Origin of the sequence: Micromonospora saelicesensis, from assembly GCF_900091575.1 — a bacterium.
GTDB classification, from domain to species: domain Bacteria; phylum Actinomycetota; class Actinomycetes; order Mycobacteriales; family Micromonosporaceae; genus Micromonospora; species Micromonospora saelicesensis.
This window is the reverse complement of sequence record NZ_FMCR01000007.1, coordinates 239,990-264,422: the sequence shown is the minus strand read 5'-3', so window position 1 is coordinate 264,422 and position 24,433 is coordinate 239,990. Positions and strand designations below refer to the sequence as shown.

The window sequence follows — 24,433 nt, the reverse complement described above, 5'->3', positions numbered from 1 at the left end:
GCGTCGTACCGCTCGGTGGTGGTGGGCCGGTCGTCCTGCACGACGACCGGAGAAGGGGGTCGTGGTGGCTGGTGCTGACGACAATCGAGCGCCGTCGATGGCGACCGTATTAACCCAGCCGTCGACTTGTCAACAATTTCCGGAAACAGCGTGGCAACACCGCCGTCATCGCCGGAGCGGCATCCATCCAGGTCAGTAGTCGATCAGAGTCCGGGGCGGTCACTGCGGCGTCGCAACAGCCGAACATCGGTCGGGGTGGGGGGTGCCGGAAGTTCCGGAGACTTTCCGGACCAGGTGTCCGGCCGTGGCCAGTGGCACGGGCAGACGCTCCCGTTGCCCGAGCGGTCAGCGACGCCGCAGGGCGTTGAGCCGGGCGGCCTGGCGGGTCAGATGGTCGCGTTCGGCGAGGTTGGGGGCCTGCTGGGCGGCCTCGGCGTACAGCCGCGCCGCCGTTGCCGGATCGCCGTCGCGCTCGTGGAGGTACGCCGCCACCGCCGTGTACCGGGGCAGCGCGTCGTCCACCGCCGCGAGCGCTGTCAGGCCGGCCCGGGGGCCGTCGGCCTCACCGACCGCCACCGCGCGGTTGAGTCGGACGACCGGGTTCGCGGTCAGGCGCGCGAGTTCGTCGTACCACTCCACGATCTGCACCCAGTCGGTCTCGGCGGCGGTCGGCGCGTCGGCGTGCAGCGCCGCGATGGCGGCCTGGGCCTGGAACTCGCCCAGTTGGTCGCGGGCCAGGGCCGCCTGCAGGATCTCGACACCCTCGGCGATGGACCGGGTGTCCCAGCGGCTGCGGTCCTGCTCGGCGAGCGGTACCAGGCTGCCGTCGGGCGCGGTCCGGGCGGCGCGCCGGGCGTGGTGCAACAGCATGAGGGCGAGCAGCCCCGCCACCTCGGGGTGGTCGATCGCGGCCGCGAGCTGCCGGGTGAGCCGGATGGCCTCGGCGGCGAGGTCCACGTCACCGGAGTAGCCCTCGTTGAAGACCAGGTAGAGGACGCGCAGCACGGTGGCGACGTCACCGGGTCGGTCGAAGCGCAGCCCGGAGACGGTGCGCTTGGCCCTGCTGATGCGCTGCGCCATGGTCGCCTCGGGCACCAGGTAGGCGTGGGCGATCTGCCGGGTGGTCAGCCCGCCGACGGCGCGCAGCGTGAGCGCGACCGCTGACGACGGCGTCAGCGACGGGTGGGCGCACAGGAAGTAGAGCTGGAGCGTGTCGTCCACCGTGGGAGCGGGCCCTGGCGCCGGCTCCTCGTCCACGAGATCCTCCCGCCGACGGCGAGCGGCGTCGGCCCGCGCCGCGTCGAGGAACCGTCGCCACGCCACAGTGGTCAGCCAGCCCTTCGGGTCACGCGGCGGGTCGGCCGGCCAGACCCGGACCGCCTCGACCAGGGCGTCCTGCACGGCGTCCTCGGCCGCCGCGAAGTCGATTCCGCGGCGGACGAGGATCCCGAGGACGCTTGGCGTGAGGCTCCGCAGCAGCGTCTCGTCCATCGGAGCCGTCACTCCGTGATGGTGGGGGGCTCGCTCAGGAACGGGCGCAGCTCCAGCCACTCGTGGATCGGCTTCCCGCCCGCCCCGGGAGCGGCCGACAGCTCACCGGCCAGATCGACGGCCCGGTCGTAGCTGTCGACGTCGATCACCATCCAGCCGGCGATGAGGTCCTTGGTCTCGGCGAAGGGGCCGTCGGTGACCGGCGGGCGGCCCTCGCCGTCGTACCGGACGAACGTCCCCTCCGGGGCGAGTGCCTGACCGTCGACGAACTCTCCGGTGCCCTCGAGCCGGGCCGCGAAGTCGCGCATGTACTGCATGTGGGCCGAGATCTCCGCCGGGGTCCACTGGTCCATCGGCACGTCGTTGACCGCGGCCGGGCCGCCCCGGTAGTGCTTGAGCAGCAGGTACTTCGCCATCGTGATGCTCCTCGGTGCTGGCTGTGACCCATCGTGGTCACGTTCACTCCGGGGACGAAGCCGGTCGGCACTTCTCGACATGGCTGTCCGATTTTTTTCCTCCCGCAGGTTAACCTCGGGTGAATCGTCCGCCGTCGGGGCACCTCGGGCGGCGCAAAACTTGATTCGTTCCAAAATAGTGAGCTAGTGTTCGTACCCGTGATGTCCGACTTCGAGGCGCAGCTGCGGGCCGTCTCGTTGCGCGTGACCCGGCCCCGGTTGGCGGTGCTCGCGGCGCTACGTGACCACCCGCACGCCGGCACCGACGCGGTGATCGCGCTGGTCCGCGCGGATCACCCCACGGTCTCCCACCAGGCCGTGTACGACGTGCTGCGCGTGCTCACCGATGCCGGCCTGGTGCGGCGCATCCAACCGGCCGGGGCGACCGCCCGCTACGAGTCCCGGGTCGCGGACAACCACCACCATGTCGTGTGCCGCTCCTGCGGCGCCATCGCCGACGTCGACTGCGCCGTCGGTCACGCTCCCTGTCTCACCGCCTCCGGCGACCACGGTTTCGTGGTCGACGAGGCGGAGGTCGTCTACTGGGGCAGCTGCCCCGACTGCGCGACCGAACGCACGCCCCAGAGATCCGCAAGCTCGGAAGGAAGTACATGAGCGACACCCAGGACAACGGCCCCGTCAGTGCGCAGGGCGTGGACCAGAAGGCAGCTGCCGGCTGCCCGGTCGCGCACGACTCGGTGACCGCGCACGGCAGCGAGAGTGAGAACCCGGCGATCGACTCGCCGACCCCGAAGACCGGCGGTCGTCCGCGCACCAACCGGGACTGGTGGCCCAACCAGCTCGACCTGTCGGTGCTGCACGCCCACTCGTCCAAGGGCAACCCGCTGGGCGAGAACTTCAGCTACGCCAGGGAGTTCGCGAAGCTCGACGTCGAGGCGCTCAAGCGCGACATCGTCGAGGTGCTCACCACCTCGCAGGACTGGTGGCCGGCCGACTTCGGCCACTACGGCGGCCTGATGATCCGGATGAGCTGGCACGCCGCCGGCACGTACCGCATCGAGGACGGCCGCGGCGGCGCCGGCGACGGTGGGCAGCGGTTCGCGCCGCTCAACAGCTGGCCGGACAACGCCAACCTGGACAAGGCCCGCCGGCTGCTCTGGCCGGTCAAGCAGAAGTACGGCCAGAAGATCTCCTGGGCCGACCTGCTCGTGCTCGCCGGCAACGTCGCCCTGGAGTCGATGGGCTTCAAGACCTTCGGCTTCGGCTTCGGCCGCGAGGACGTCTGGGAGCCCGAGGAGATCTTCTGGGGTCCGGAGGACACCTGGCTGGGCGACGAGCGCTACGCCTCCGAGAAGGAGATGGCGGCCGGCGTCGGCTCGACCGAGATGGGGCTGATCTACGTCAACCCGGAGGGCCCGCGCGGTAACGCGGACCCGGCCGCGGCGGCGCACTTCATCCGCGAGACCTTCGGCCGGATGGCGATGAACGACGAGGAGACCGTCGCCCTCATCGCCGGTGGTCACACCTTCGGTAAGACCCACGGTGCCGGCGTCGCCGACAACCACGTGGGTCCGGAGCCCGAGGGCGCCCCGCTGGAGGCGCAGGGCCTGGGTTGGCTGAGCACCCACGGCAGCGGCAAGGGCGCCGACACGATCACCAGTGGTCTCGAGGTGACGTGGACCGACGTGCCGACGCAGTGGAGCAACCGCTTCTTCGAGATCCTCTTCGGCTACGAGTGGGAGCTCACCACCAGCCCTGGCGGTGCGAAGCAGTGGGTCGCCAAGGACGCCGAGGCGATCATCCCGGATCCCTTCGACCCGGCGAAGAAGCACCGGCCGACGATGCTCACGACCGACCTGTCGCTGCGCGTCGACCCGGCGTACGAGAAGATCTCCCGCCGCTTCCTGGAGAACCCCGACCAGTTCGCGCTGGCCTTCGCCAAGGCGTGGTACAAGCTGCTGCACCGCGACATGGGCCCGATCGAGCGCTTCCTCGGGCCGTGGGTGGCCGAGCCGCAGCTCTGGCAGGACCCGGTGCCGGCCGTCGACCACGAGCTGGTGGGCGACGCCGACATCGCCGCACTCAAGGCGAAGGTCCTCCAGGCCGGTCTCACGATCGACCAGCTGGTCTCCACCGCCTGGGCGTCTGCCGCGAGCTTCCGGTACACCGACAAGCGCGGCGGTGCCAACGGGGCGCGCATCCGCCTCGAGCCGCAGCGCAGCTGGGAGGTCAACCAGCCCGAGCAGCTGGCCACCGTCCTCAGCACCCTTGAGGGCATCCAGCAGGAGTTCAACTCCGCCGGCGGGGCGTCCATCTCGCTCGCCGACCTGATCGTGCTGGCCGGTTCGGCCGCCGTCGAGAAGGCGGCGCGGGACGCCGGCGTCGAGGTGACAGTGCCGTTCCGGCCGGGCCGCACCGACGCGACCCAGGAGCAGACCGACACCGAGTCCTTCCGGGTCATGGAGCCGCGCGCCGACGGTTTCCGCAACTACCTGCGTCCCGGCGAGAAGACCCAGCCGGAGGTGCTGCTCGTCGACCGTGCCTACATGCTCAACCTGACCGCGCCCGAGATGACCGTCCTCATCGGCGGTCTGCGCTCCCTCGGCGCCAACGTCGGCGGCAGCCGGCACGGTGTGTTCACCGACCGGCCGGGCGTGCTCACCAACGACTTCTTCGCCAACCTGCTCTCCCCGGGCACCCGGTGGAGCGCGTCGAAGTCCGACGAGCACGTGTACGAGATCCGCGACCTGGCCACCGATGAGGTGAAGTGGACCGCCACCGCGGTCGACCTCATCTTCGGGTCCAACTCGCAGCTGCGCGCCCTCGCCGAGGTCTACGCCAGCCAGGACGCCCGCGACAAGTTCGTGGCGGACTTCGTGGCCGCCTGGACCAAGGTCATGGAGCTCGACCGGTTCGATCTCGCCTGACGGGTACCACTGACGAGCCCCGGCCGATCCTTCAGGGGATTGGCCGGGGCTCGTCGGCTTTGCACGGCTGTGGCCAGTTGCACGCTGGCCGATCGGAGCATCACTGGAGACTTGATACCCCCGGGGGTATAGTCGAACGCAGGAGGTGTCGATGAAGCTTCGACCGGAGATGACGTCGGATGCGCTGACCAGGCTCAAGCGGGCTCGCGGTCAGCTCAACGCGGTTATCGAGATGATGGAGAGCGGTCAGGACTGCCGCGAGGCGCTGACTCAGCTCGCCGCGGTGTCCAAAGCGATCGACCGAGCGGGTTTCAAGATCATTGCTTCGGGGATGCGGCACTGCGGGGCCGCGCGTGAACGTGGCGAGGAGCCGGAGATGACCGAGGAGGAGCTGGAGAAGCTCTTCCTGGCCCTGGCCTGAGGCGGCACTGACCCACCCGCGCCGTAGCTGCGGCGCGGGTGGGTGTTGGCGGCAGCGTGCAGGTGAAAAGAAGACGGCAGCAGTGTGTCATTTGCATACCCCCCGGGGTATGAGTGCTTTGTCGAACTTGAAGGAGTGGACATGACAGTTGAGGTTTCCGTCGTTGAGACGTCATCCCTCGGCGACCGCAGCTACCTCGCCTCCGACGGTCAGGTGGCGATCGTGGTCGACCCCCAGCGCGACATCGACCGCGTGATGTACCTCGCTGGGGCATTGGGCGTCCGCATCACCCACGTCTTGGAAACGCACGTCCACAACGACTACGTCTCCGGAGGGCTGGATCTTGCCCGGATCACCGGCGCCCACTATCTGGTGGCCGCGGCAGACGACGTCCGATTCGAGCGGACGCCAATCTCCGACGGCGACCAGGTGACCGTCTCCGACTCGCTACGACTGCGGGTGATCGGCACACCCGGTCACACCTTCCACCACCTGTCGTACGTGCTGGACGAGGCCATCGACGGCGATTGGCGGCCGGTCGGTGTCTTCACCGGCGGATCACTGCTGTTCGGCACGACGGGCCGCACCGACCTGCTGGGCAAGCAGTACGCCCACGAGTTGGCCCACCACCAGCACGCCTCGGCGAGGCGGCTGGCGGATCTGCTGCCCGACGGGGCCGAGGTGTGGCCGACGCACGGGTTCGGCAGCTTCTGCTCAGCCAGTCAATCGGACGCCCCGGAGTCGACGATCGGCCGGGAGAAGGCGAAGAATCAGGTCCTGCGGCTTGCCGCGGACGACTTCGTCACGGAGACCCTCGCCGGTCTGGACGCCTACCCGGCGTACTACGCCCACATGGGCGTGGAGAACTTCGCCGGACCGGCCCCGGTCGACCTCACCCCGGTGAGCCGCGCCGATGCGGCCGAACTGCGCGAGCGGATGGCTGACGGGCAGTGGGTGGTGGACCTGAGGCACCGTAAGGCGTACGCCGCCCTGCACCTGGCCGGCACGGTCAGCCTCGGCCTGGACGGCCCGATGTCCACCTGGCTCGGTTGGCTGATCGACTGGGGGGTGCCGATCACCCTGCTCGCCGAGACTCCGGGACAGGTCGCCGATGCCCAGCGTGAGCTGGTCCGGATCGGCATCGACCGTCCGGCCGCACAGGTGACCGGCGAGGTGGAGCGGTGGGCGGCCGAGCCCGGTCAGCTGCGAGAACTGCGGATGACTGACTTCCGGGCCCTCGCGGTGGGCCGCGCCGGGCATGTCCCTGCCGGCCTCCCCGCCGCGGACGTGGTCCTCGACGTGCGCATGACCAACGAGTGGCGGACCAGTCACATCGACGGCGCCCTGCACATCCCGCTGCCTGAACTGCCCATGCGGCTGGCCGAGGTGCCGGTCGGCGCCGTCTGGGTGCACTGCGGCTCCGGCTACCGGGCCACCGCGGCGGCGTCGCTGCTGGCGAACGCCGGCCGCGAGGTGGTCGTCATCGACGACACGTTCGACCAGGCCGAGCGCGCTGGCGTGGCGATGGCCACCGACGCCTGACCCAACAGAACGGACCACCGGCCGGCGCCGTGCAGGTGTCGGTCGGATGCCCCCTGCCATGTGTGTTGCGACCTGCCCGTGAAAGAGGAGAAATGAGCCCTTCCGAGACCGCCCGCCCCGCCACCCTCGATGCCACCGGGCTGCGGGAGTTGATCGACTCCGGCCACGCGCCGCGCCTGCTGGACGTGCGTACCCCGGCGGAGTTCGAGACGTCGCACATCCCCGGTTCCTACAACGTGCCGCTCGACCTGCTCAAGGAGCACCGTGAAGAGCTGCGCCGCCACCTGGACGAGGACGTCGTGCTGATCTGTCGCTCCGGTGCTCGCGCCACTCAAGCCGAGCAGACCCTGGCCGGCGTCGGTCTGCCGAACCTGAAGGTCCTCGACGGTGGCATCCTGGCCTGGCAGGCGGCCAACGCGCCGATCAGGCAGGGTGCACCCCGGTGGGACCTCGAACGCCAGGTCCGCCTCGTCGCCGGCTCGATCGTGCTGGTCAGCGTCCTCGGCTCGGTGTTCGTGCCGCAGTTGAAGTGGGTGGCCGGACTCATCGGCGTCGGCCTCACCGTCGCCGCTGTCACCAACACCTGCGCCATGGGCATGGTGCTCGGCAGACTGCCGTACAACCGGAGCGCCACCTGTGACCTGGACACCATCATGGGCCAGTTGCGTGACAGCACCGGTGAACGCGCATGACACCGACCCTGGCGCTGACCGTCGGGCTGGCCGTGCTGATCGGCGTCAGCCTCGGGATGCTCGGCGGCGGCGGATCGATCCTCGCCGTGCCGCTGCTGGTCTACGTTGCCGACCTACCCACGAAAGAGGCCATCGCGACCTCGCTGCTCGTTGTCGGCGCCACCAGCGTGGTGGGTGTCCTGCCGCACGCTCGGGCCAACCGGGTGCGCTGGCGTACCGGCCTGATCTTCGGTTTCGCCGGCATGGTCGGTGCCTACATCGGCGGACGCCTGGCCGGGTTCATCCCGGCGGCGTTTCTGCTCAGTGGGTTCGCCGTGATGATGCTGGCCACCGCGGTCACGATGATTCGCGGTCGGCGGGACACCAAGGGCAGGGCAGTGCCGCACGAACTGCCGATGCTGCGGGTGATCCTCGACGGTCTGGTGGTCGGACTGGTGACCGGCCTGGTCGGTGCCGGCGGCGGCTTCCTGGTGGTGCCCGCCCTGGCCCTGCTCGGTGGACTCCCGATGCCGGTCGCGGTCGGAACCTCGCTGGTGGTCATCGCGATGAAGTCGTTCGCCGGCCTCGCCGGCTACCTGTCCAGCGTAAGCATTGACTGGAACCTCGCGGCAGCGGTCACCCTCGCCGCCGTCGTCGGCAGCGTTGCCGGCGGGCGGCTCGCCGGTCGGATCCCCGCCGACGTCCTGCGCAAGTCGTTCGGCTGGTTCGTCGTGGTGATGGGCGTCCTCGTCCTCGTCCAGCAACTGCCCACGGAACCGCGGACCGACCCGCTGTTGTGGACCGGCATCGGTGTCGCCGCAGCGATCTCCGTCGCGCTGGCCGTGCTGAGGGGCCGGAGCAAGGTGCGGACGCAGGGTGAGCCGGCCTCCCGCTGAGGTCTCGCCCGGCGCCATCACGGTCCACCCCGATGTCATCGGGATGACATTTCCCGTCCAACGAATCCCATGGATGAATTTTTTATCCAGTTGATCAGCTGGCGAACGGGCCCGTTCATGGCAAGGTGTTGATCTGCCCGGGCGGCGGGCGCGGACCTAGTCACGCGGGAGTCAACGTGGGCCATCCCAACCTGCAGGCCGAGGATGTGGACCAGCACGCCGGAAGCCCTGCGATTCCCCGGCAGCGGGCGGTCTCCACCCGGGCGCCCGGAGCGAGCGCCGCCGACACCGGCATCGCCTGGCGTCCGCTGCGGATCGCGATGATCGGCCAGAAGGGGATGCCGGCGACCTACGGCGGGATCGAACGGCACGTGGAGGAGATGGCCAGCCGGCTCGCCAGCTACGGCCACGAGGTCACCGTCTACTGCCGCCGGAGCTACGGCGAGACACCCGCCGACGGCTACCGGGGCGTACGGCTGCGCCAGACCCACACGATCGCAAGCAAGCACCTCGACGCCATCGTGCACGCGGCGACCTCGACCATGGCGGCGATGGCCGCGCGGCCCGACATCGTGCACTACCACGGGCTCGGGCCGGCCCTGGTCGCCCCACTTCCGCGTGCCCTGTCCCGGGCGCGCGTGGTGCTGACCGTGCACGGGCTGGACAACCAGCGGGGCAAGTGGGGGCTCGGCGCGCGGGCGGTGCTGGGCAGCGCCCACTGGTTCAGCGGGTACGTCCCACACCAGCGGGTGGCGGTCTCCCAGGGGCTCGCCGCCCACTACTCTGCCCGGTTCGGCCGTCCGACGACCTACATCCCGAACGGCGTGAACCCGGCCCGGCCGACGCGGACCCGCCAGATCCAGGAACGGTTCGGGCTGACCCCCGGCGGCTACCTGCTGCTGGTCGGTCGGCTGGTGCCGGAAAAGGCGGCCGACCTGCTAATCCGGGCCTTCCGCCGAACCGAGACCCCGATGCGCCTGGCGATCGTCGGCGGGTCGTCGTTCACCGACGACTTCGTGGACCGGCTGCGCCGGGAAGCCGGCGCCGACGACCGGATCGTCTTCACCGGGTTCGCCTACGGCGACCTGCTCGCCGAGCTGTACGCCAGTGCCGCCGGCTTCGTTCAACCGTCCCGATTGGAGGGACTGCCGTTGACGTTGCTGGAGGCGGCCGCGTACGGGCTGCCGGTGGTCGCCAGCGACATCGCGCCGCACGTCGAGGTACTCAAGTCCGACACCGCCGGCGGGCGGTTGTTCCGCGACGGCGACGAGGACGACCTGGTCCGGGTGTTGACGTCGCTGCTCGCCGACCTGCCGGCTGAACGGGCCGGTGCGGTTGCGCTGGGAGAGCAGATCACCAACAGGTACAGCTGGGACACCGCCGCCCGCGAGTTGGAGCAGCTCTATCTCCGGCTGGCTCTGGAGCCGGGTCGACGGGCCAGGGCACGACCCACGGGGGCCGTCGACTGACCGGCCGGCGTCAGCCGGGGGAGTGTCGGGTCGGCCCCCCGGGGGACGGAGCAGTCGGTGCAATGGCCCCTTCTGCTGCCGAGGTGACAGGACTAGATTGAACCGATCTTGTGCCGGGAGGACATCGGTTGGCCGCGCCCGGCAGCGGCCGGGCAGCGCCGATTCAGTTCAGTGGGATCAGTGGAACAACACACGCAGCAGGTCACTCCGCTCATGACCAGGCGGTTCGACCCGACCCGCCTGCTCACCGGCGCAGCGGCGCTGGCCGCCGCGGTCGTGGCGGTGGTAGCGGGCATCTCCATGGCGGCCGGTGACCGCAGGGGCATGGTGCTGCCGCTCGCGGCGGTCGCGGGGATCGCGGTGGCCGTCCTCGCGCTGACCCGGTTCGCCGGGTACGTGCTGCTGATGCTCGCGGTGCGCTCCTGCGTCGACCTGTTCAAGCTGACCGGCCCGAGCGCCGGCCAGGCCGAATCCGCCGGGACGGCCCGGGCGGTGGACCCCTCCACCCTGCTCGCGGTGCTGTTTCTCCTCGCCGCAGGGCTCTGGCTGGCCGCGCAGCTCAACCGGCACGGGCGGCTGCGCGGCTCCCCACTCAGCTGGGCCATGCTGCTCGTGGGAGCCAGCAGCGTGGTCAGCGCCCTCGGTGCCAGCCGGCCGGCGAACAGCCTGTTGGAGGCGCTGCGGATCCTCACCGTGGTGGTGATGTTCGTGGTGCTGGAACAGCTCATGCCGGACACCGCGGCGATCCGCCGGGTCCTGCTCGCCTGCTACGCCTCGCTGGTGCTGGCGCTGGGCTACACCGTCGTGCTGTCGCTGCTGGGCAACCCGCCAGCCGAGGTGAAGGGCGACTTCACCCGGATCAGCGGCACGTTCAGCCAGTCGACCACGTTCGGCCGCTACCTGATGTTCATGGTGATCTTCGGGTTCGCCGTGTACCGCTTCCTGGATCGTCGCCTGCGGGCGTCGCTCGGGGTGCTGCTCGCGCTCTCGCTGCTGTTCCTGCTGCTCACCAACACCCGTAGCGCCCTGCTCGGCGCGGCTATCGGCCTGGTGGTGGTCGCGGCACTGCACCGCAGCAAGCGGATGCTGGTCACCCTCTGCGTGGTGGCGGTCGCCGGGGTGGCACTGGTGCCCGCCGTCGGCGAACGCTTCGCCCAACTCGGAACGTCGCGCGCGGTCGGCGGAGACCCGACCGGAAACACCCTGGCCTGGCGGATCGGCTACTGGACCGAGATCGTGACGCTCGCCGACCGGAACCCGGTGACCGGCATCGGGCCGAACATGACCCAGCGCGAGACCGACGAGGCGAAGAAGCCGCACAACGACTTCCTGCGGGCGTACGTGGAGACCGGGCTGCTCGGTCTCGGGGCGTACCTGCTGATGCTGTTGGCCTTTCTGTACACCGCCCGGACCGCGCTGCGGCGCGCGCCTCCGGGCAGCTTCGAGCGCGGCGTCGCCGTCGGGTTCACCGGCTGCGCCGCCGCGTTCGTGGCGGTCAGCGCCGCGTCCAACGTCATTTCCAACGTGGTCACCCTCTGGTACTTCGTCGCGTTCGCCGCGGCGGCCAGCGTGATCGCCCGCCAACCGGCTCCGAACCTGACCGGCGAGCAGCCACGAGGCACGTCCGTCCCGGTTTGACTGAACGACAGCATTGGGGAAAAAGTGGAGATCGTCGACTACCTGCGGGTCGCCCGGCGGCGCCTCTGGGTACTCGTGGGGGTGCCGGTGCTCGCCACCGGCGCCGCGGCCGCCATCGTCCTGTTCGCGCCACAGCAGTTCAGCGGGACCGCGTACGTGGCGGCGCCGGCGCTGGTGGGCGGCGCGGCCGGGACGCAGTACACCGGTACGCAGGCGGCGAACCAGTTCGTCGCGGCGTTCGGCGCGGCGGTCACCTCGCCTCGCGTCCTCGCCGACGTGGCCGTTGACACCGGGGTGCCGCCGGAGCGGTTGCGCGACGGGCTCGCCATCACCCAGGTCGGCGCGAGCAGCCAGTTGGAGGTGACGTACACCGCCGGCGACCGGGCGACTGTCGCGCCGGTGCTGACCGCGACCACCACCCGGGCGCTGGCCTTCCTCTTCTCCTCCCAGGTCGGCATCGCCACCGGTGAGGTCGAGGCGGCCAACGCCGACGTCACCGCGGCGACCAAGGCGATCGGTGAGTGGGAGAAGACGAACAAGGTCTCCCAGCCGGACCGGATCTACCAGGCCACGCTGGGCGAGCTGACCAGCCTGCGCCAGCAGCAGCTCTCCATGCAGGCGGTCGGCAACGGCCGAGGTGTCGACGCGGCGACCGCCGCGATCACCGCCGCCCAGAGGAAGCTCGACGAGCTGGGGCCGAAGCTTCCCGACTACCAGGCCCTGCTCGCCCAGCGGGACGCGGCGACCAACGCCCTGTCCCAGGCGCGGGAAGGGTTGCAGGCGGCGCGGGCGCAGGCCCAGGCCGCCGATCCAAAGCAGGTGACCAGTATCGGCGAGGCGCACGAGGTGAGCCGGATGACGGAGCTGGTGCGCACCGCCCTGCCGGTGGGCGGCGCGGGTCTGCTGCTCGGCGTGCTGCTGGTGGGCGTACTCGAACTGCTGTCGCGGGGTCGTGCCGCGGCCCGCCCGGCGGCGGCGACCACCGCGGCCCCCTCGGTGCCGGCGGAGGCCGTGACCGCGGCACGGCCGTGACCGTCGGGAAACGGGCCGCCGGGTGCGCGAGGTGACCGGTCGGTCGCCGGCCGCGCCGGAGGCGGGCGACCAGCAGGTACGCGGCATGGCCCGCGGCGGTGTGCTGAACCTGGGCAGCGCCGTGCTCAGCCAGGTGGCCCTCTTCCTGGTCATGCTGTTGCTGGCCCGGGTCCTGGGTGTACGCGAACTCGGCCGGTACGCCCAGGTCTACGCCGTGCTGTCGCTGCTGGGGCTGCTCTCGCTCTCCGGTTTCCGGGCCGGGCTGACCCGGTTCGTGGCGGTGCACCTCGCCGACGACGAGCCGGCCGCCCTCCGGGGCGCGATCCGCCTCGGGATCGGCATCTCGGCCGTGGCGTCCACAGTGATCGCCCTCGGTCTGGCGGTCGGCGCGCCGTGGCTTGCCGACGCCCTGCACGACCCGCAGCTCACCACCGGGCTGAGGTTGGCGGCGCTCTGCCTGCCCGCCGCGACCATCTGCGAGGCCGCGCTCGCGGCCACCCGGGGGTGGCGCACGCAACGGGCCTACGCGCTCATCGGCCAGGTCTACGAGCCGGCCGCCCGGCTGGTGCTCACCGCGCTGGCGCTCGTCCTCGGGGCGGGCCTCACCGGCGCGTTCTGGGCGTTGGTCGCGGCGAGCTGGAGCGCCGCCGGACTCGCCCTCGTGGCGCTCGCCCGGATGGTGCGCCGGGTGCCCGCCGCCCGGCCCGCGTACCGGCCGGGCGAGCTGTTCCGGTTCTCCACCGTCAGCTGGGTCTCCTCGCTGTCGTCCACCGGGTTGATCTGGGTGGACGCGTTGCTGCTCGGCTTCTTCGACTACGGTCCCGACGCGATCGGCGTCTACCACGTGGCGACAAGGCTGGTCACGATCGCGGTGTTCGTGCTGGCACCGGTGAACGCCTCGTTCGGTCCGCACCTGGCGCACCTCTACCACCAGGGTCGACTGGACGAGGTCCGCCGGATCTACCGGGTCGCCACCGGTTGGGTGCTCCGGCTGTCGTTGCCGGCCTTCGTGGCGTTGCTGGTCTTCCCGGAGCAGTTGCTGCGGCTGGTCGGCGGGCCGGGTCTGGCCGGCGGTGCGGCGGTGACGGTGGTGCTGGCGCTCGGCCAACTCGTCAACGCCGCCACCGGGCCCTGCGGGACGCTGCTGAACATGTCCGGCCGGGTCTCGGTCAACATGGTGGACAACCTCGCGGCCCTGCTGCTCAACGTCCTGCTCAACCTGTGGCTCATCCCGGCGTACGGCATTCTCGGCGCGGCGGTGGCCTGGGCGGTGTCGTTGGCTGCGGTGAACGTCGCACGGGTCTGGCAGGTGCGCGCGCAGGTGCACACCGTGCCGGTGACGGCGGGCATGGTCAAGGGCCTGGCCGCCGCGCTGGTCGCGATGGGCGTCGGGTTCGGTGTGCGGTGGCTGGTCGGGGGCGGGACCGGGCAGCTGGTGGTCGGTCTGGCCGCGATCGTGGCGGCGTACCTCGCCGTGGTGCTCGCCCTCGGGCTCAGTCGGGAGGACGTCATGGTGTTGCGCTCGGTGACCCGCCGAGGTGGTCGACGTGCCCCGGCCGACCCCGCCGGCCCCGCCGACGGTGCCGGTGTGGGCGCCGGTCGCCCCGTGGTCCGCTCGTGACCGGCGTCGCGCGGCGTCAGGTCACCGACCGGCTGCGTCGGGGGGTACGCGCGGCGCGGGCCTGGGGGCGTGCGGTCCGGCCGGGAGAGCCCGGTCCGCTGCCCGACTTCCTGGTGATCGGTGCGCAGCGCTGCGGCACCACGTCGCTGTACCACCATCTCGCCGCGCATCCCCAGGTCCGGGTGGCCAGCGGCAAGGAGTTGCAGTACTTCAGCGTCCACCACGGTCGGGGGGCGCGGTGGTACCGGGGGCACTTCCCTCGCCTCGCCCCGGGTGAGCGCACGTTCGAGGCGAGCCCCTACTACCTGTTCCACCCGAGTGTGCCGGCCCGGGTCGCGGCGACCCTGCCGCAGGCCCGCTTCGTCGTCCTGCTGCGCGATCCGGTGCAGCGGGCCTACTCGCACTACCTGCACACCCGCTCGTACGGCCTGGAGCCGCTGTCCTTCGCCGACGCGCTCGACGCGGAGGAGGAGCGGCTGGCCCGGGCGACGCGCGGTGGCCCGGACAGCGCCGCCGCGCACAGGGCGTTGCGCAATTACTCGTACGCGGCCCGGGGTCGCTATGCCGAGCAGTTGGACCGGTGGTTCGCGCAGGTCCCGCGGGAGCGGATCCACGTCACCCGGACCGAAGACCTGCACACCGACCCGGCCGGCACGTACGGCGACATGCTGCGCTTCCTCGGCCTGCCGGCCTTCACCCCCGAGGCGTTCACCCGGCACACCCGTCGCGTCGACCACGGCGTCTCGCAGTTGACCCCGGCTCTGCGCGAGCGTCTCGGCGAGCACTTCGCGCCGCACAACGCCCGCCTGACCGCCCTGCTGGGCTGGCCCGAACCCTGGCCCGGCTAGGGCACGGCGGTCGCCGTCGGTCACCGCCGCCGAGGACGGACACGGCAATGAGCGGTATACCTCAGAGGCATATTTATACCTCTGAGGTATACCGCTGCTCGGCACATCGACATGCGGGCCAGCGAGCGCACGCTGGGGGTCGCTAACGGACGGTGGCGAGGATCCGGTCCACCGGCTGGTCGGCGCGGAGCAGGACGGGGATGTCGGTCACTGTGGTGCCGCCGCCGGCCGCGCCGAGCGGGGAACCCACCGCCCCGGTCCGTCCGCCGGGTGTCGCCGGCACGGTCACCGGCGTGTTCGACGCCGACCAGAGCACCAGCGTGCTCGACCCGCCCCGGACGAACGCGACCCCGTGCAGTTTGCCGGCCACCGGGGCGGGCAGCGGGGTGACGGTGGCGTCCCGGGCCGCGTCGGCCAGGGCGGCCAGCATCCGGCCGGCGTCCCGTTCGGCGCCGTCCGGGTCGAGCAGGCCGTAGCGGACCTCGCTGCCGGCGGCGTTGTTCGGGTTGTACGCCAACGGCAGCCAACTGATCTCGCCGATCCCGCCGGCGACCAGCAGGGTGACCGTCTTGACCATCTCCGCCGCCCGACTGGCCGGGTCACCGTCGCCGTCGCGCCAGAACTGCCCGACCTCCCACGCCTGGATCGGCATACCCGGCGGTGTGGTGGCGCGCAGGTAGTCCAGCAGCGGGGCCACCCCGCTGAAGTGTTCGTAGAAGTGCACCTGGCGGACGTCGACGGTGCGGTCGGTCAGCAGCGACTCGGTCACCGTCAGGAAGCGCAGGCTGCGGCTGTTGGTCTCGGTGCCGAGCGCCCGGCGCAGCTGCGCCTCCCCGGTCACCGCCGGGATCTGCTGCCCCCGGGTGCCGACCCGACGTTGGAAGTACGCCTGGTAGGCGGCGATGGCCTCGGGCACCCGACCGGCGCGCACCAGCCGGTCGGCGACACCCATGCCGTACGCGACGCTGCTGATGCCGGAGTCGACCACCCGCGCCGTCGGGTCGGTCGCGCGGATCGTCTCGGCGGCGGCGCGGACCAGCCGCGCGTACTCCTCGGGGCTGCCGGCCCAGTAGCTCGGCGCGTTGACCTCGTTCTCGATGGCGTACTCCCGCACCCCGTACGGGCCGTAGCGCTGTACCACCGAGCGGACGAACCGCTGGTACGCGCCGAGGTCGGTGGGCATCGCCGACTCGGTCTTGCTCGCCGCGCCCCGGGTGTAGCGGGCCGTGCCACCGGTCGCCCAGCACACGCCGGTGCGGATCTTCAGGTGCAGTGTGATGCCCAACTCCCGGCTGCGCGAGGCGATCTCGTCCAGCCCGGCCCAGTCGACCTGCCCCGAGGTCCGTTCGATCTCGCACCAGGAGATCTCCTCGTACGTCGCCGAGCCGGAGAGCCGGCGCAGGTACGGCTCGAACTGCTGGTACCGCGACCAGTCCCAGTGCGCGCCGAACGGGTTGCTCACCTGGGCGGCGGTGCGCCCCGGCGTGCCAGCTCCGGGCGCCGCCGTCGCGGAGGGGGTGGCGGCCGACGGCGGATCGTCGCTGCCGGCGGTGCAGCCGGCGGTGAGCAGGAGCATGGCGGCGACGGCGGTGGCGACCGCGCGCAGTCGGCCCGGGCGGGTCACCGGTAGCCCAGCGCGCGCAGGGTCCGACCGGAGAAGACCCAGACCAGCAGGCGGAGGAACGGGTCGAGTTCGCGGCGGTAGCTGCCCACCCGGGAGCCGTAGATCGGCGCGGTGTCGCCCACCGCCGCGCGTCGTCGCTCCGCCTCGGTGGTGTACTTCTGGGCCACGTCGTGCTGCTTGCTGTCGTAGTCGAGGATGCCGTCCTCCCACGGCTCGCCGAGGAACTCGAAGAGGCCCCGCATCGCCTTCTCCGGCTCGCTGACCGCCTGCTCGTACCGCAGCTCGTAGTAGCGGTCCGCCGGCAGGGTGGCGCCGACCGCCCGCGCGGCGCGGATGTAGCGCGGCCACTTCACCACGCACTTCACAGCGGACCAGTAGCCGAACCGTTTGCGGTGCGAGACCACCACGTCGCGTCCGTCCCGGATGAGGTGCACGATCTGGGCGTCCGGGAAGACCTCGGTGACGAAGTCGAGCGACATCGCGTACAGCGGGGTCTTGTCGGCCCACCGGGTCTTGCCCCGTGCGGCGGCGTAGTCGGCGTGCACGCCGCCGAAGAAGTCCCGGATCCGGCGCAGCCAGTCCTCGCGCGGAAAACCGAAGCGGGCCAGTCGTTCCCAGTCCCGGCCGACGATCCGTCGCAGGTCCGGCAGGAACCGGGTCTCCGGGCCGCAGCTGATCCGCGAGTGCGAGTCCAGGACGAGGCGCACCATCGTGGTGCCCGACCGCTGGCAGCCGACCAGGAAGATCGGCGCGGTACTGGTTCCGGTCTCAGCCACGATCGACCGCCTTCGTCGTCTCGGATCGGGCGTCGGCCGCGGCGCGGTCGAGCCGGTCGGTCAGCCCGTCGCAGCGGGCCCGGACGCGCGGGTCGATCGGTAGCCGTCGGTCGCTCGCCGCGCCGTGCGACGTGCGCGGGGCGATGTGCGCGTGCAGCCGGGGATGGTAGGGAAAGTCGAGGAAGGCGCAGAGCCGTCGGAGCTGCGCGGCGGGCTCGGCGACCAGGCTGTCGTAGCGGCAGAGCAGCACGTCGGCCCGCCGGTCCAGGCCGAGCTGGAAGAAGAGCGAGTTACGGACGTACCAGAACAGGGCCGCGCCGCTGTGCGGATCCAACCCCTGCGGGTCGTGGGCCCGGATCAGCTCGATGGTGTCGGCGTCGAGGCGTTGCCCCTGCCACCGGCGGCCGATGCTGCCGTCGGCGATTGCGCGCAGGGCCCGCAGGTTCGCGTCACCGAACTTGGCGACCTCGGAGCGGGCCCGGTCGTCGAGGTCGCGGTAGACCCAGAGTGCGCGCCCCGGCGTCACCCCCGGCAGGGCCAACAGCTCGTCCACGCGGTGGCTCTCGCAGAGCGGCTTGACCAGGACGTACGCGTGCCGGCTGCGGTGGAGGGTGGCGGTCAGCACCGGGTCCGGGCGCAGTTGGAAGCGGTGGAAGACGGTGCTGTCGTTCTCGTTGCGGACCTCGACCTCGGGGGCGGCGTCCAGGCCCCGGACCAGCATGTTCGTGCCGGAGCGTTGCAGACCGACCAGGTAGACCGGCATCGCCGAGCCGGGCGTCCGGCCGGCCCGCCGTCGCCAGCGTCGCTTCGCCAGGGCGGTGCCGACCCGGTCGAACGGGTTGAGGCGGTCCTCCTCGATGAGCCGTCCGATCCCCTCGGTACGCGCCCAGCGCAGATGCCGCCGGACCCGCCGCGCGGTGTACGCGAGAGCGGAGACCTCGTCGTCGGCTGCCACGGTCCTCCTCGTCGGACACCGGCCCTGCCCTGCACCAGAGCGTGTGCGACCGGCGGCAGCCAGGCTATCGGGAGATCATGGCGGGAGGCCAGGCCGCGGACCGCACGGGCAGACGAAGATCACCCGTTCAGCCACATGCCAAACGCGAGCTGGACTCGCCGACGCGCCCTGCATACCGTGGGCCCTGGCCGGGGCGGGCAGACCCCGGTCATCACCTCCGGGCCCGGTTCGCCCGATCGACGTGAGCAGGGCGAGTCGATGCGCGTGCTGCATGTGAACAAGTTCCTCTACCGCCGTGGCGGCGCGGAGGGGTATCTGCTCGATCTCGCCGACCTGCAACGGGCTGCCGGCGACGCGGTCGCCTACTTCGGCATGAGCCACCCGGAGAACGAGTCGCCCCTGCCGTACGCCGCGCGGTTTCCGTCCGAAGTGGAGTTGGAGCCGGCGCCGAGCGGGGTGCGGCCCCGGGCGGTGGCCGTCGGCCGGATGCTGTGGTCACCGACGAGCCGCCGCGGGCTGGCCCGGGTGATCGACGATTTTCGGCCGGACGTGCTGCACCTGCACAACATCTACCACCAGCTCTCCCCGTCGGTGCTCGCCGCGGCCCGCGCCGCCGGTGTGCCGTGCGTGCTGACCATGCACGACTACAAGCTCGCCTGCCCGAGCTACCAACTGCTGGACCGGGGCCGCCCCTGCCAGGCGTGCGTCACCGGTGGCCCGTTGCAGGCGGCCCGGCGCCGCTGCAAGGACGGATCGCTGTCGCGCAGTGGCCTGCTCGCCGTCGAGTCCTGGTTGCACCGGCGGCTCGACGCGTACGACCCGGTGCAGCTCTTCGTGAGCCCGAGCGGGTTCCTGGCCGACGTGATGCGCCGCGCGGGCGTCTACCCGGACCGGTTGCGGGTGGTCAACCACTTCGTCGACCTGACCGGCGTCGCGGCCAAGCAGACGCCCGGCGGCGGTGTCGTCTTCGCCGGGCGGCTGGCGCCGGAGAAGGGTGTCGACGTGCTGATCGAGGCAACCGCCGCGCTGCCGGATGGAGTCAGCGTGGACGTCGCCGGAGACGGCCCGGCCCGCCCGGAGTTGGAGGCGCTCGCCGCGCGGCGGGTGCCCGGCCGGGTCCGGTTCCACGGCCGTCTCGACAAGCCGCGCCTGCACGAGCTGATCCGGTCGGCGGCGGTGGTCGCCGTTCCGTCCCGGTGGCACGAGAACCAACCGATGGCGGTGCTGGAGGCGTTCGCCTGCGGGGTGCCGGTGGTCGCCACCGACCTGGGCGGGCTTCCCGAGCTGGTCGAGCCGGAGGTGGATGGCCGCGTCGTCGCCGCCGACGCGCCGGCGGCCCTCGGCGACGCGCTCAACGACCTCCTGGCCGACCCCGAACGGGCGTACCGGATGGGCCGGGCCGGCCGGGCGAAGATCGCCGCCCAGTTCGCCCCGGACCGGCACCTGGACCGGATCCGTGGGCTGTACGCGGAGGCCGCCGAGGCGCTGCCGTCGCGGCAGCGGGCCGGCCGGGCCACCGCCGGTGGGGGAGCGGCCCGGTGAACCCGGTACGGGTGCTCTACCTCGCCGGCAGTGGTCGCAGTGGCAGCACGCTGGTGACCACGGTCCTGGGACAGTTGCCGGGTTTCTTCGCGGCAGGCGAACTGCGATACCTGTGGCGACGCGGCATCCTGGAGAACCGGCCCTGCGGCTGCGGCTCCCCGGTCGCCGACTGCCCGCTCTGGGCCCGGGTGCGCGCCGACCTGACCGACGCCGACCCGGCCGAGATCGCCGCCCGGTTGGCCCAGCGGCTGCGGCTGCGGGGGTTACCCGCACTGCTGCGCCGCCAGCGTCGGGGGCAGCCGCCGGTCGAAGGCCACCCCGACGACACGCAGCTGGCCCGGCTCTACGCCTCGATCGCCGAGCACGCCCTGGCCGGTTGGTCGGACGGTGTCATCGTCGACTCCTCCAAGCTGCCGCCGTACGGTGCCCTGCTCGGCAGCCTGCCCGGCATCGACCTGTACGTCCTGCACGTGGTGCGCGACCCGCGCGCCACCGCGTACTCCTGGCGTCGCCGACGCCCGCTGGACGGGCGCGCCGACGATGAGCTGATGAGCCGGCCACCGGTCGGCAAGGCCGCGCTGCTGTGGCTGATCTGGAACACCGCGACCGTACGACTCTGGGGCGACCGTCGCCGTGCGCCGGGCCGCTACCTGCGGCTGCGGTACGAGGACTTCGTCACCGACCCGGCCGCCGCCACCGCCCGGATCGCCGCCTTCGTCGGCGCGACCCCCGACGAGCTTCCCTTTCCGACGCCGGCCACGGTGCGGCTCGCCCCCACCCACTCGGTGGCCGGCAATCCGTCGCGGCACCGCACCGGGCTGGTCGACGTGGTCGCCGACACCGAATGGCTGACCGGGCTGCCCACCCGCGCGTACGCCGTGGTGACCGGGCTGACCGCCGTGGCCCTGACCCGGTTCGGCTATCCGTTGCGCCGCCCGGCGGCCACCTTTCCCGCCGCCCGCCTCGCGGCGGACCCGGCCGTCTCCCCGTCACCCGCCACCCGGCAGGAAGGCTGAACGATGCTCTCACTGGTGGTGGGCACCGGTCGCTGCGGTTCGACACTGGTCCAGGAGTTGCTCTCCCGGCATCCCGCGGTCGGCTTCGTCTCCGGCCTGGACGACAAACTGGCCCGGCTCAACCCGAAGGGCAGGTTCAACGGCGTCCTCTACCGGCGTTCGGCGCCGCGCCCGGCGGGGATGACCTCGCTGCGACACAGTCGACGGTTGCTGGAGCGGGGCCGGCTCCGGGTGGCGCCGTCGGAGGCGTACCACCTGCTCGACCGGCAGGTGCTGGCCGGCTTCTCCCGACCGTGTCGGGACCTGGTGGCCGAGGACCTGACCCCGTTCGTGGCCCGGCGGCTGCGGGCCTTCTTCGACGAGCGGATCGCACGGCAGGGCTGTCAGCAGTTGGTGCAGCACGTCACGGGGTGGCCGCGGACCGGCCTGCTGCACGCCGCGTACCCGGAGCTGCGGGTGGTCAACGTGGTGCGCGACGGCCGGGCGGTGGCCAACTCGTGGCTCCAGATGGGCTGGTGGGACGGCTGGCGGGGGCCGGACAACTGGATCTACGGCCCGCTCCCGTCCGACCTGCGCGAGGAGTGGGCCGATTCCGGTCGCTCCTTCCAGGTGCTCGCCGCGCTGGGCTGGAAGATGCTGATGGACGCCTTCGCGCAGGCCCGGCTGCGTCACCCGGCCGACCAGTGGCTGGACGTGCGCTACGAGGACCTGGTCGAGCAGCCGCGCGAGCAGGTCGGCCGGATGCTCGACTTCCTCGGCCTGCGCTGGTCGACAGCCTTCGAGAGAGGCTTTTCCCGGTACGACTTCACAGTGGGCCGGGCGGAGGCGTACCGGGACGAACTCAGCCCGGCGCAGCTCACCGCGATCGAACGGGTGCTGGAGAAGCCGCTGGCCGAGTGGGGCTACCCGGTCTAGGGGCGTCTGTCGCCGTCCTCGCTATCGACGGACGTCACGGGGGCGGCTAATCTTTGGCCCCACACCATCGATGTGAGGAGATGCGATGGCGCGCCGTACCGGCCGACCCTCCTACCAGTTGGACAAGGCCGATGTGCGTCACCGCCGCACAGTGCGCTTCGTGGCCGTCGCGGGCGTGATCGCACTGGTCACCGCGTTGCTGGGTGGGTTGATCGGCTACCAGGTGGGCCGCCCGGACGCCACCGAGGCGACCATCGCGAGCATCAAGCAGGACGAGGCGAAGCGGGACGCTCAGCAGATCGTGGAGCTGATCGAGACGGCCCGACGCGTTCGCGACCAGGTCGCCCCGGTGCTGGCCGCCATCAAGACGGAGACGACCGCCGGACGTGCACCGGATCCGGCGAAGGCACGCCAGTGGCAGGAGGTCATGCGCCAGGCGGCCGAGCCGTTCGCCGACCCGCCGTCGGGGACCACCGCCACCAACGTGGCGCGCGGAGGGTTGCGCGGAGCGGTCCAGCAGGCGTCGCTGGCCGTCGACGCCTACGCGCTGGCGGCCGGCGTTCCGGCCGCGCAGCGTGCGGCCCTGCTGGACGTCACAGCGCGGCAGGCGGCCGAGGCCGCGACGATCTGGTCGGTCGCGGCGACCCAGCTCGACCAGATCAGCGTCGATTCCGGCCAGGGCCACCAGCATGTGTTCCTGGACACAGACCCCCACGAAGGGGCCCTCACCCCGGACGGGGCGGCCGAGGGAACCGGCGGCTGAGGCACCTTGCGGGGCATGTGTCGGGTTTGCCGGCGAAGGTCGCCGGGGCGGGCCGGCCGAGCGCTCACGGCGCGATCTTGGGGCGACCCGCAGGATCGGGTACGGTCGCTTATCGCAAAGTCTATGAACCAGATTGGCTTTCTGTGCAATGGAAGCCGAATCGGAGGGACACAGCCGTGAGGTTCCCAAGCGCCGTCCGTCAGGCCGGCCTCGTCGTGGCCGTCGCCGCCCTCGCGCTGACCGCGGGTTGCGCGAAGAAGGATGACAGCGAGGTCCAGGCGAGCGGCGTCAAGCTGGTCGCGGCGGGCAAGCTGACCGTCTGCACCCACCTGCCGTACCCGCCGTTCCAGTCCAAGGACGCCAGCGGCAAGGTGACCGGCTTCGACGTCGAGATCATGGACCTGGTCGCCAAGGAACTCGGCGTCGAGCAGACGATCATCGACACCCCGTTCGAGGGGATCAAGTCCGGCCAGGACCTCAACACCGGCAAGTGCGACGCGGCCGCCGCCGGCATGACCATCACCGAGGAGCGGCGGAAGGTGGTCGACTTCTCCGATCCCTACTTCGACGCCACCCAGGCCATGCTGGTGAAGACCGGCAAGACGTACAAGTCGCTCGATGACCTCAAGGGCAGGAAGCTCGGCGTCCAGGCGGCCACCACGGGTCGTGACTACGCCAAGAAGCTCGAGGCGGAGAAGGGCCTGAAGCTCGTCGAGTTCGAGGACCTCGCCGCCCTCCAGCAGGCCGTCTCCAACGGCCAGGTCGAGGCCGCCATCAACGACCTGCCGGTCTGGACCGAGTACCTGAAGAAGAACCCGGGCGGGTTCGAGGTGGCCGCCGAGTTCGACACCGGCGAGCAGTACGGCTTCCCCGTGAAGAAGGACGCCAACCCGGAGTTGCTCAAGAAGATCAACGAGGTGCTGGCCAAGGCCAAGCAGGACGGCTCGTACAACACGATCTACGAGAAGTGGATCGGTAAGCAGCCGAGCGCCTGAGCGCCGTGCAGTACCGGAGGGCGCGCGTCCCGCGCGCCCTCCGACGTCGGTAACCTCCGGGAAGGCAACGAGCGAACGTGAAGCTGCGACGCCGCCAGCGGGAGCGGCTGTCCCTCGGGCTCCAGTACCTGGTCTTCATCGCCATCATCGCCACGGTGCTCGTCGCCGCGGACTGGGACAGGTTGGCCGACGCGTTCTTCCGCGTCGACATCATCAAGTCGATGTTCCCGACGATCATCACCGTCGCGCTGCGCAACACCATCCTCTACACGCTGGGCGCGTTCGCCTTCGGCCTCGTGTTCGGCACCATCCTGGCGCTGATGCGCCTGTCCCGGGTGGCGCCGTACCGCTGGGTGGCGACGGCCTACATCGAGCTGTTCCGGGGTCTGCCCGCGCTCCTGGTGCTCTTCCTCGTCGGGTACGGCATCCCGATCGCCTTCCCGGAGCGCGAGATTCCGGGCGGGGTGTTCGGTTCGATCGCGATCGGCCTCGGGTTGACCGCCGCGGCGTACATGGCGGAGACGATCCGGGCCGGCATCCAGGCCGTGCCGAAGGGGCAGATGGAGGCGGCACGGACCCTCGGCATGTCGCACTTCACCGCCATGCGCACGATCGTCATCCCGCAGGCGTTCCGGATCGTGATCCCGCCGCTGACGAACGAGCTCATCCTGCTCACCAAGGACTCCTCGCTGGCCTACGTGCTCGGGGTGACGGCGCAGACGATCGAGATCACCAAGTTCGGTCGGGACATGCTCAACGACCGGGTGAACGCGACCCCGCTGCTGGTGGCCGGTCTCGCCTACCTGGTGATCACCCTGCCGCTGTCGCAGGTGGTACGACGCCTCGAACTCCGCTACGCCAAGGCTCGGTGACCC

The 24,433-nt window shown here is 71.4% G+C and carries 22 protein-coding genes; 17 read left to right on the top strand and 5 right to left on the bottom strand.

The features are described from left to right. Positions 1-345: 345 nt before the first annotated feature. Positions 346-1,491 carry an RNA polymerase sigma factor gene (locus tag GA0070561_RS27630; protein WP_091406960.1) on the bottom strand — a complete coding sequence of 382 codons (1,146 nt, stop codon included), beginning with the start codon at positions 1,489-1,491 and terminating at the stop codon, positions 346-348. Positions 1,492-1,499: 8 nt separating this feature from the next. Continuing rightward, a complete protein-coding gene (locus GA0070561_RS27625) occupies positions 1,500-1,907 on the bottom strand; it encodes a YciI family protein (protein ID WP_091406959.1) in 408 nt (135 codons plus the stop codon). A 198-nt stretch (positions 1,908-2,105) separates the two neighbouring features. On the opposite strand from GA0070561_RS27625, the gene GA0070561_RS27620 reads away from it, so the two are divergent. From GA0070561_RS27620 to GA0070561_RS27570, 11 genes are all read left to right on the top strand, one after another. Continuing rightward, the gene (locus GA0070561_RS27620) at positions 2,106-2,561 is read left to right on the top strand and encodes a Fur family transcriptional regulator (RefSeq protein WP_279616384.1); all 456 of its coding nucleotides are present in this window, start codon (positions 2,106-2,108) and stop codon (positions 2,559-2,561) included. Continuing rightward, positions 2,558-4,834: a catalase/peroxidase HPI gene (katG, locus tag GA0070561_RS27615; RefSeq protein ID WP_091406957.1), complete on the top strand. Its 2,277-nt coding sequence runs from the start codon at positions 2,558-2,560 to the stop codon at positions 4,832-4,834. The genes GA0070561_RS27620 and katG overlap by 4 nt, the downstream gene beginning before the upstream one ends. A 151-nt stretch (positions 4,835-4,985) precedes the next feature. Next, positions 4,986-5,255, top strand: a complete 270-nt coding sequence (locus tag GA0070561_RS27610; RefSeq protein WP_091406954.1) for a metal-sensitive transcriptional regulator — start codon at positions 4,986-4,988, stop codon at positions 5,253-5,255. A 141-nt stretch (positions 5,256-5,396) separates the two neighbouring features. Continuing rightward, positions 5,397-6,797, top strand: a complete 1,401-nt coding sequence (locus GA0070561_RS27605; RefSeq protein WP_091406951.1) for an MBL fold metallo-hydrolase — start codon at positions 5,397-5,399, stop codon at positions 6,795-6,797. 92 nt (positions 6,798-6,889) lie between these two features. Further along, positions 6,890-7,489, top strand: coding sequence for a rhodanese-like domain-containing protein (locus tag GA0070561_RS27600; RefSeq protein WP_091406950.1), 600 nt, complete (start codon positions 6,890-6,892; stop codon positions 7,487-7,489). Beyond that, positions 7,486-8,364, top strand: coding sequence for a sulfite exporter TauE/SafE family protein (locus GA0070561_RS27595; protein WP_091406948.1), 879 nt, complete (start codon positions 7,486-7,488; stop codon positions 8,362-8,364). Before GA0070561_RS27600 ends, GA0070561_RS27595 begins: the two co-directional genes overlap by 4 nt. A 176-nt stretch (positions 8,365-8,540) precedes the next feature. Further along, positions 8,541-9,833, top strand: a complete 1,293-nt coding sequence (locus GA0070561_RS27590) for a glycosyltransferase family 4 protein (RefSeq protein WP_091406947.1) — start codon at positions 8,541-8,543, stop codon at positions 9,831-9,833. A gap of 213 nt (positions 9,834-10,046) precedes the next feature. Beyond that, the gene (locus tag GA0070561_RS27585; RefSeq protein WP_141710469.1) at positions 10,047-11,471 is read left to right on the top strand and encodes an O-antigen ligase family protein; all 1,425 of its coding nucleotides are present in this window, start codon (positions 10,047-10,049) and stop codon (positions 11,469-11,471) included. A gap of 24 nt (positions 11,472-11,495) precedes the next feature. Beyond that, positions 11,496-12,503 carry a Wzz/FepE/Etk N-terminal domain-containing protein gene (locus tag GA0070561_RS27580; RefSeq protein ID WP_141710468.1) on the top strand — a complete coding sequence of 336 codons (1,008 nt, stop codon included), beginning with the start codon at positions 11,496-11,498 and terminating at the stop codon, positions 12,501-12,503. A gap of 22 nt (positions 12,504-12,525) precedes the next feature. Then, the gene (locus tag GA0070561_RS27575; protein WP_091406942.1) at positions 12,526-14,124 is read left to right on the top strand and encodes a flippase; all 1,599 of its coding nucleotides are present in this window, start codon (positions 12,526-12,528) and stop codon (positions 14,122-14,124) included. Beyond that, the gene (locus tag GA0070561_RS27570; RefSeq protein WP_141710466.1) at positions 14,121-14,972 is read left to right on the top strand and encodes a sulfotransferase family protein; all 852 of its coding nucleotides are present in this window, start codon (positions 14,121-14,123) and stop codon (positions 14,970-14,972) included. Before GA0070561_RS27575 ends, GA0070561_RS27570 begins: the two co-directional genes overlap by 4 nt. Positions 14,973-15,114: 142 nt before the next feature. Here the strand turns inward: GA0070561_RS27570 and GA0070561_RS27565 are convergent, their stop codons facing one another. Genes GA0070561_RS27565 through GA0070561_RS27555 form a run of 3 tightly spaced genes read right to left on the bottom strand, consistent with a single transcriptional unit; the run spans position 15,115 to position 18,327 of the window. Beyond that, positions 15,115-16,596, bottom strand: coding sequence for a hypothetical protein (locus GA0070561_RS27565; RefSeq protein WP_091406938.1), 1,482 nt, complete (start codon positions 16,594-16,596; stop codon positions 15,115-15,117). Then, entirely contained in the window at positions 16,593-17,372 is a 780-nt protein-coding gene (locus GA0070561_RS27560) for a sulfotransferase family protein (RefSeq protein WP_091406935.1), read from the bottom strand. Before GA0070561_RS27560 ends, GA0070561_RS27565 begins: the two co-directional genes overlap by 4 nt. Beyond that, entirely contained in the window at positions 17,365-18,327 is a 963-nt protein-coding gene (locus GA0070561_RS27555; RefSeq protein WP_141710465.1) for a sulfotransferase, read from the bottom strand. The genes GA0070561_RS27560 and GA0070561_RS27555 overlap by 8 nt, the downstream gene beginning before the upstream one ends. A gap of 258 nt (positions 18,328-18,585) precedes the next feature. Here GA0070561_RS27555 and GA0070561_RS27550 point away from each other — a divergent pair, with 258 nt between their 5' ends. From GA0070561_RS27550 to GA0070561_RS27525, 6 genes are all read left to right on the top strand, one after another. Beyond that, a complete protein-coding gene (locus tag GA0070561_RS27550; RefSeq protein ID WP_167362503.1) occupies positions 18,586-19,869 on the top strand; it encodes a glycosyltransferase family 4 protein in 1,284 nt (427 codons plus the stop codon). Further along, entirely contained in the window at positions 19,866-20,885 is a 1,020-nt protein-coding gene (locus tag GA0070561_RS27545) for a sulfotransferase (RefSeq protein WP_091406928.1), read from the top strand. The genes GA0070561_RS27550 and GA0070561_RS27545 overlap by 4 nt, the downstream gene beginning before the upstream one ends. Positions 20,886-20,888: 3 nt before the next feature. Continuing rightward, the gene (locus GA0070561_RS27540; RefSeq protein ID WP_091406927.1) at positions 20,889-21,800 is read left to right on the top strand and encodes a sulfotransferase family protein; all 912 of its coding nucleotides are present in this window, start codon (positions 20,889-20,891) and stop codon (positions 21,798-21,800) included. 85 nt (positions 21,801-21,885) lie between these two features. Further along, complete coding sequence (locus GA0070561_RS27535) at positions 21,886-22,563, top strand: hypothetical protein (protein WP_091406925.1); 678 nt, start codon at positions 21,886-21,888, stop codon at positions 22,561-22,563. A gap of 176 nt (positions 22,564-22,739) precedes the next feature. Continuing rightward, positions 22,740-23,558: a basic amino acid ABC transporter substrate-binding protein gene (locus tag GA0070561_RS27530; protein WP_091406924.1), complete on the top strand. Its 819-nt coding sequence runs from the start codon at positions 22,740-22,742 to the stop codon at positions 23,556-23,558. A gap of 77 nt (positions 23,559-23,635) precedes the next feature. Beyond that, positions 23,636-24,430, top strand: coding sequence for an amino acid ABC transporter permease (locus tag GA0070561_RS27525; RefSeq protein WP_091406922.1), 795 nt, complete (start codon positions 23,636-23,638; stop codon positions 24,428-24,430). Positions 24,431-24,433: the final 3 nt, after the last annotated feature.

Bases quoted from the DNA above. Each gene is read 5' to 3' on its own strand.
- GA0070561_RS27625 (WP_091406959.1), bottom strand. From the start codon at position 1,907: ATGGCGAAGTACCTGCTGCTCAAGCACTACCGGGGCGGCCCGGCCGCG.
- GA0070561_RS27540 (WP_091406927.1), top strand. From the start codon at position 20,889: ATGCTCTCACTGGTGGTGGGCACCGGTCGCTGCGGTTCGACACTGGTC.
- GA0070561_RS27535 (WP_091406925.1), top strand. From the start codon at position 21,886: ATGGCGCGCCGTACCGGCCGACCCTCCTACCAGTTGGACAAGGCCGAT.
- GA0070561_RS27605 (WP_091406951.1), top strand. From the start codon at position 5,397: ATGACAGTTGAGGTTTCCGTCGTTGAGACGTCATCCCTCGGCGACCGC.
- GA0070561_RS27585 (WP_141710469.1), top strand. From the start codon at position 10,047: ATGACCAGGCGGTTCGACCCGACCCGCCTGCTCACCGGCGCAGCGGCG.
- katG (WP_091406957.1), top strand. From the start codon at position 2,558: ATGAGCGACACCCAGGACAACGGCCCCGTCAGTGCGCAGGGCGTGGAC.
- GA0070561_RS27595 (WP_091406948.1), top strand. From the start codon at position 7,486: ATGACACCGACCCTGGCGCTGACCGTCGGGCTGGCCGTGCTGATCGGC.
- GA0070561_RS27610 (WP_091406954.1), top strand. From the start codon at position 4,986: ATGAAGCTTCGACCGGAGATGACGTCGGATGCGCTGACCAGGCTCAAG.
- GA0070561_RS27600 (WP_091406950.1), top strand. From the start codon at position 6,890: ATGAGCCCTTCCGAGACCGCCCGCCCCGCCACCCTCGATGCCACCGGG.
- GA0070561_RS27630 (WP_091406960.1), bottom strand. From the start codon at position 1,491: ATGGACGAGACGCTGCTGCGGAGCCTCACGCCAAGCGTCCTCGGGATC.
- GA0070561_RS27550 (WP_167362503.1), top strand. From the start codon at position 18,586: ATGCGCGTGCTGCATGTGAACAAGTTCCTCTACCGCCGTGGCGGCGCG.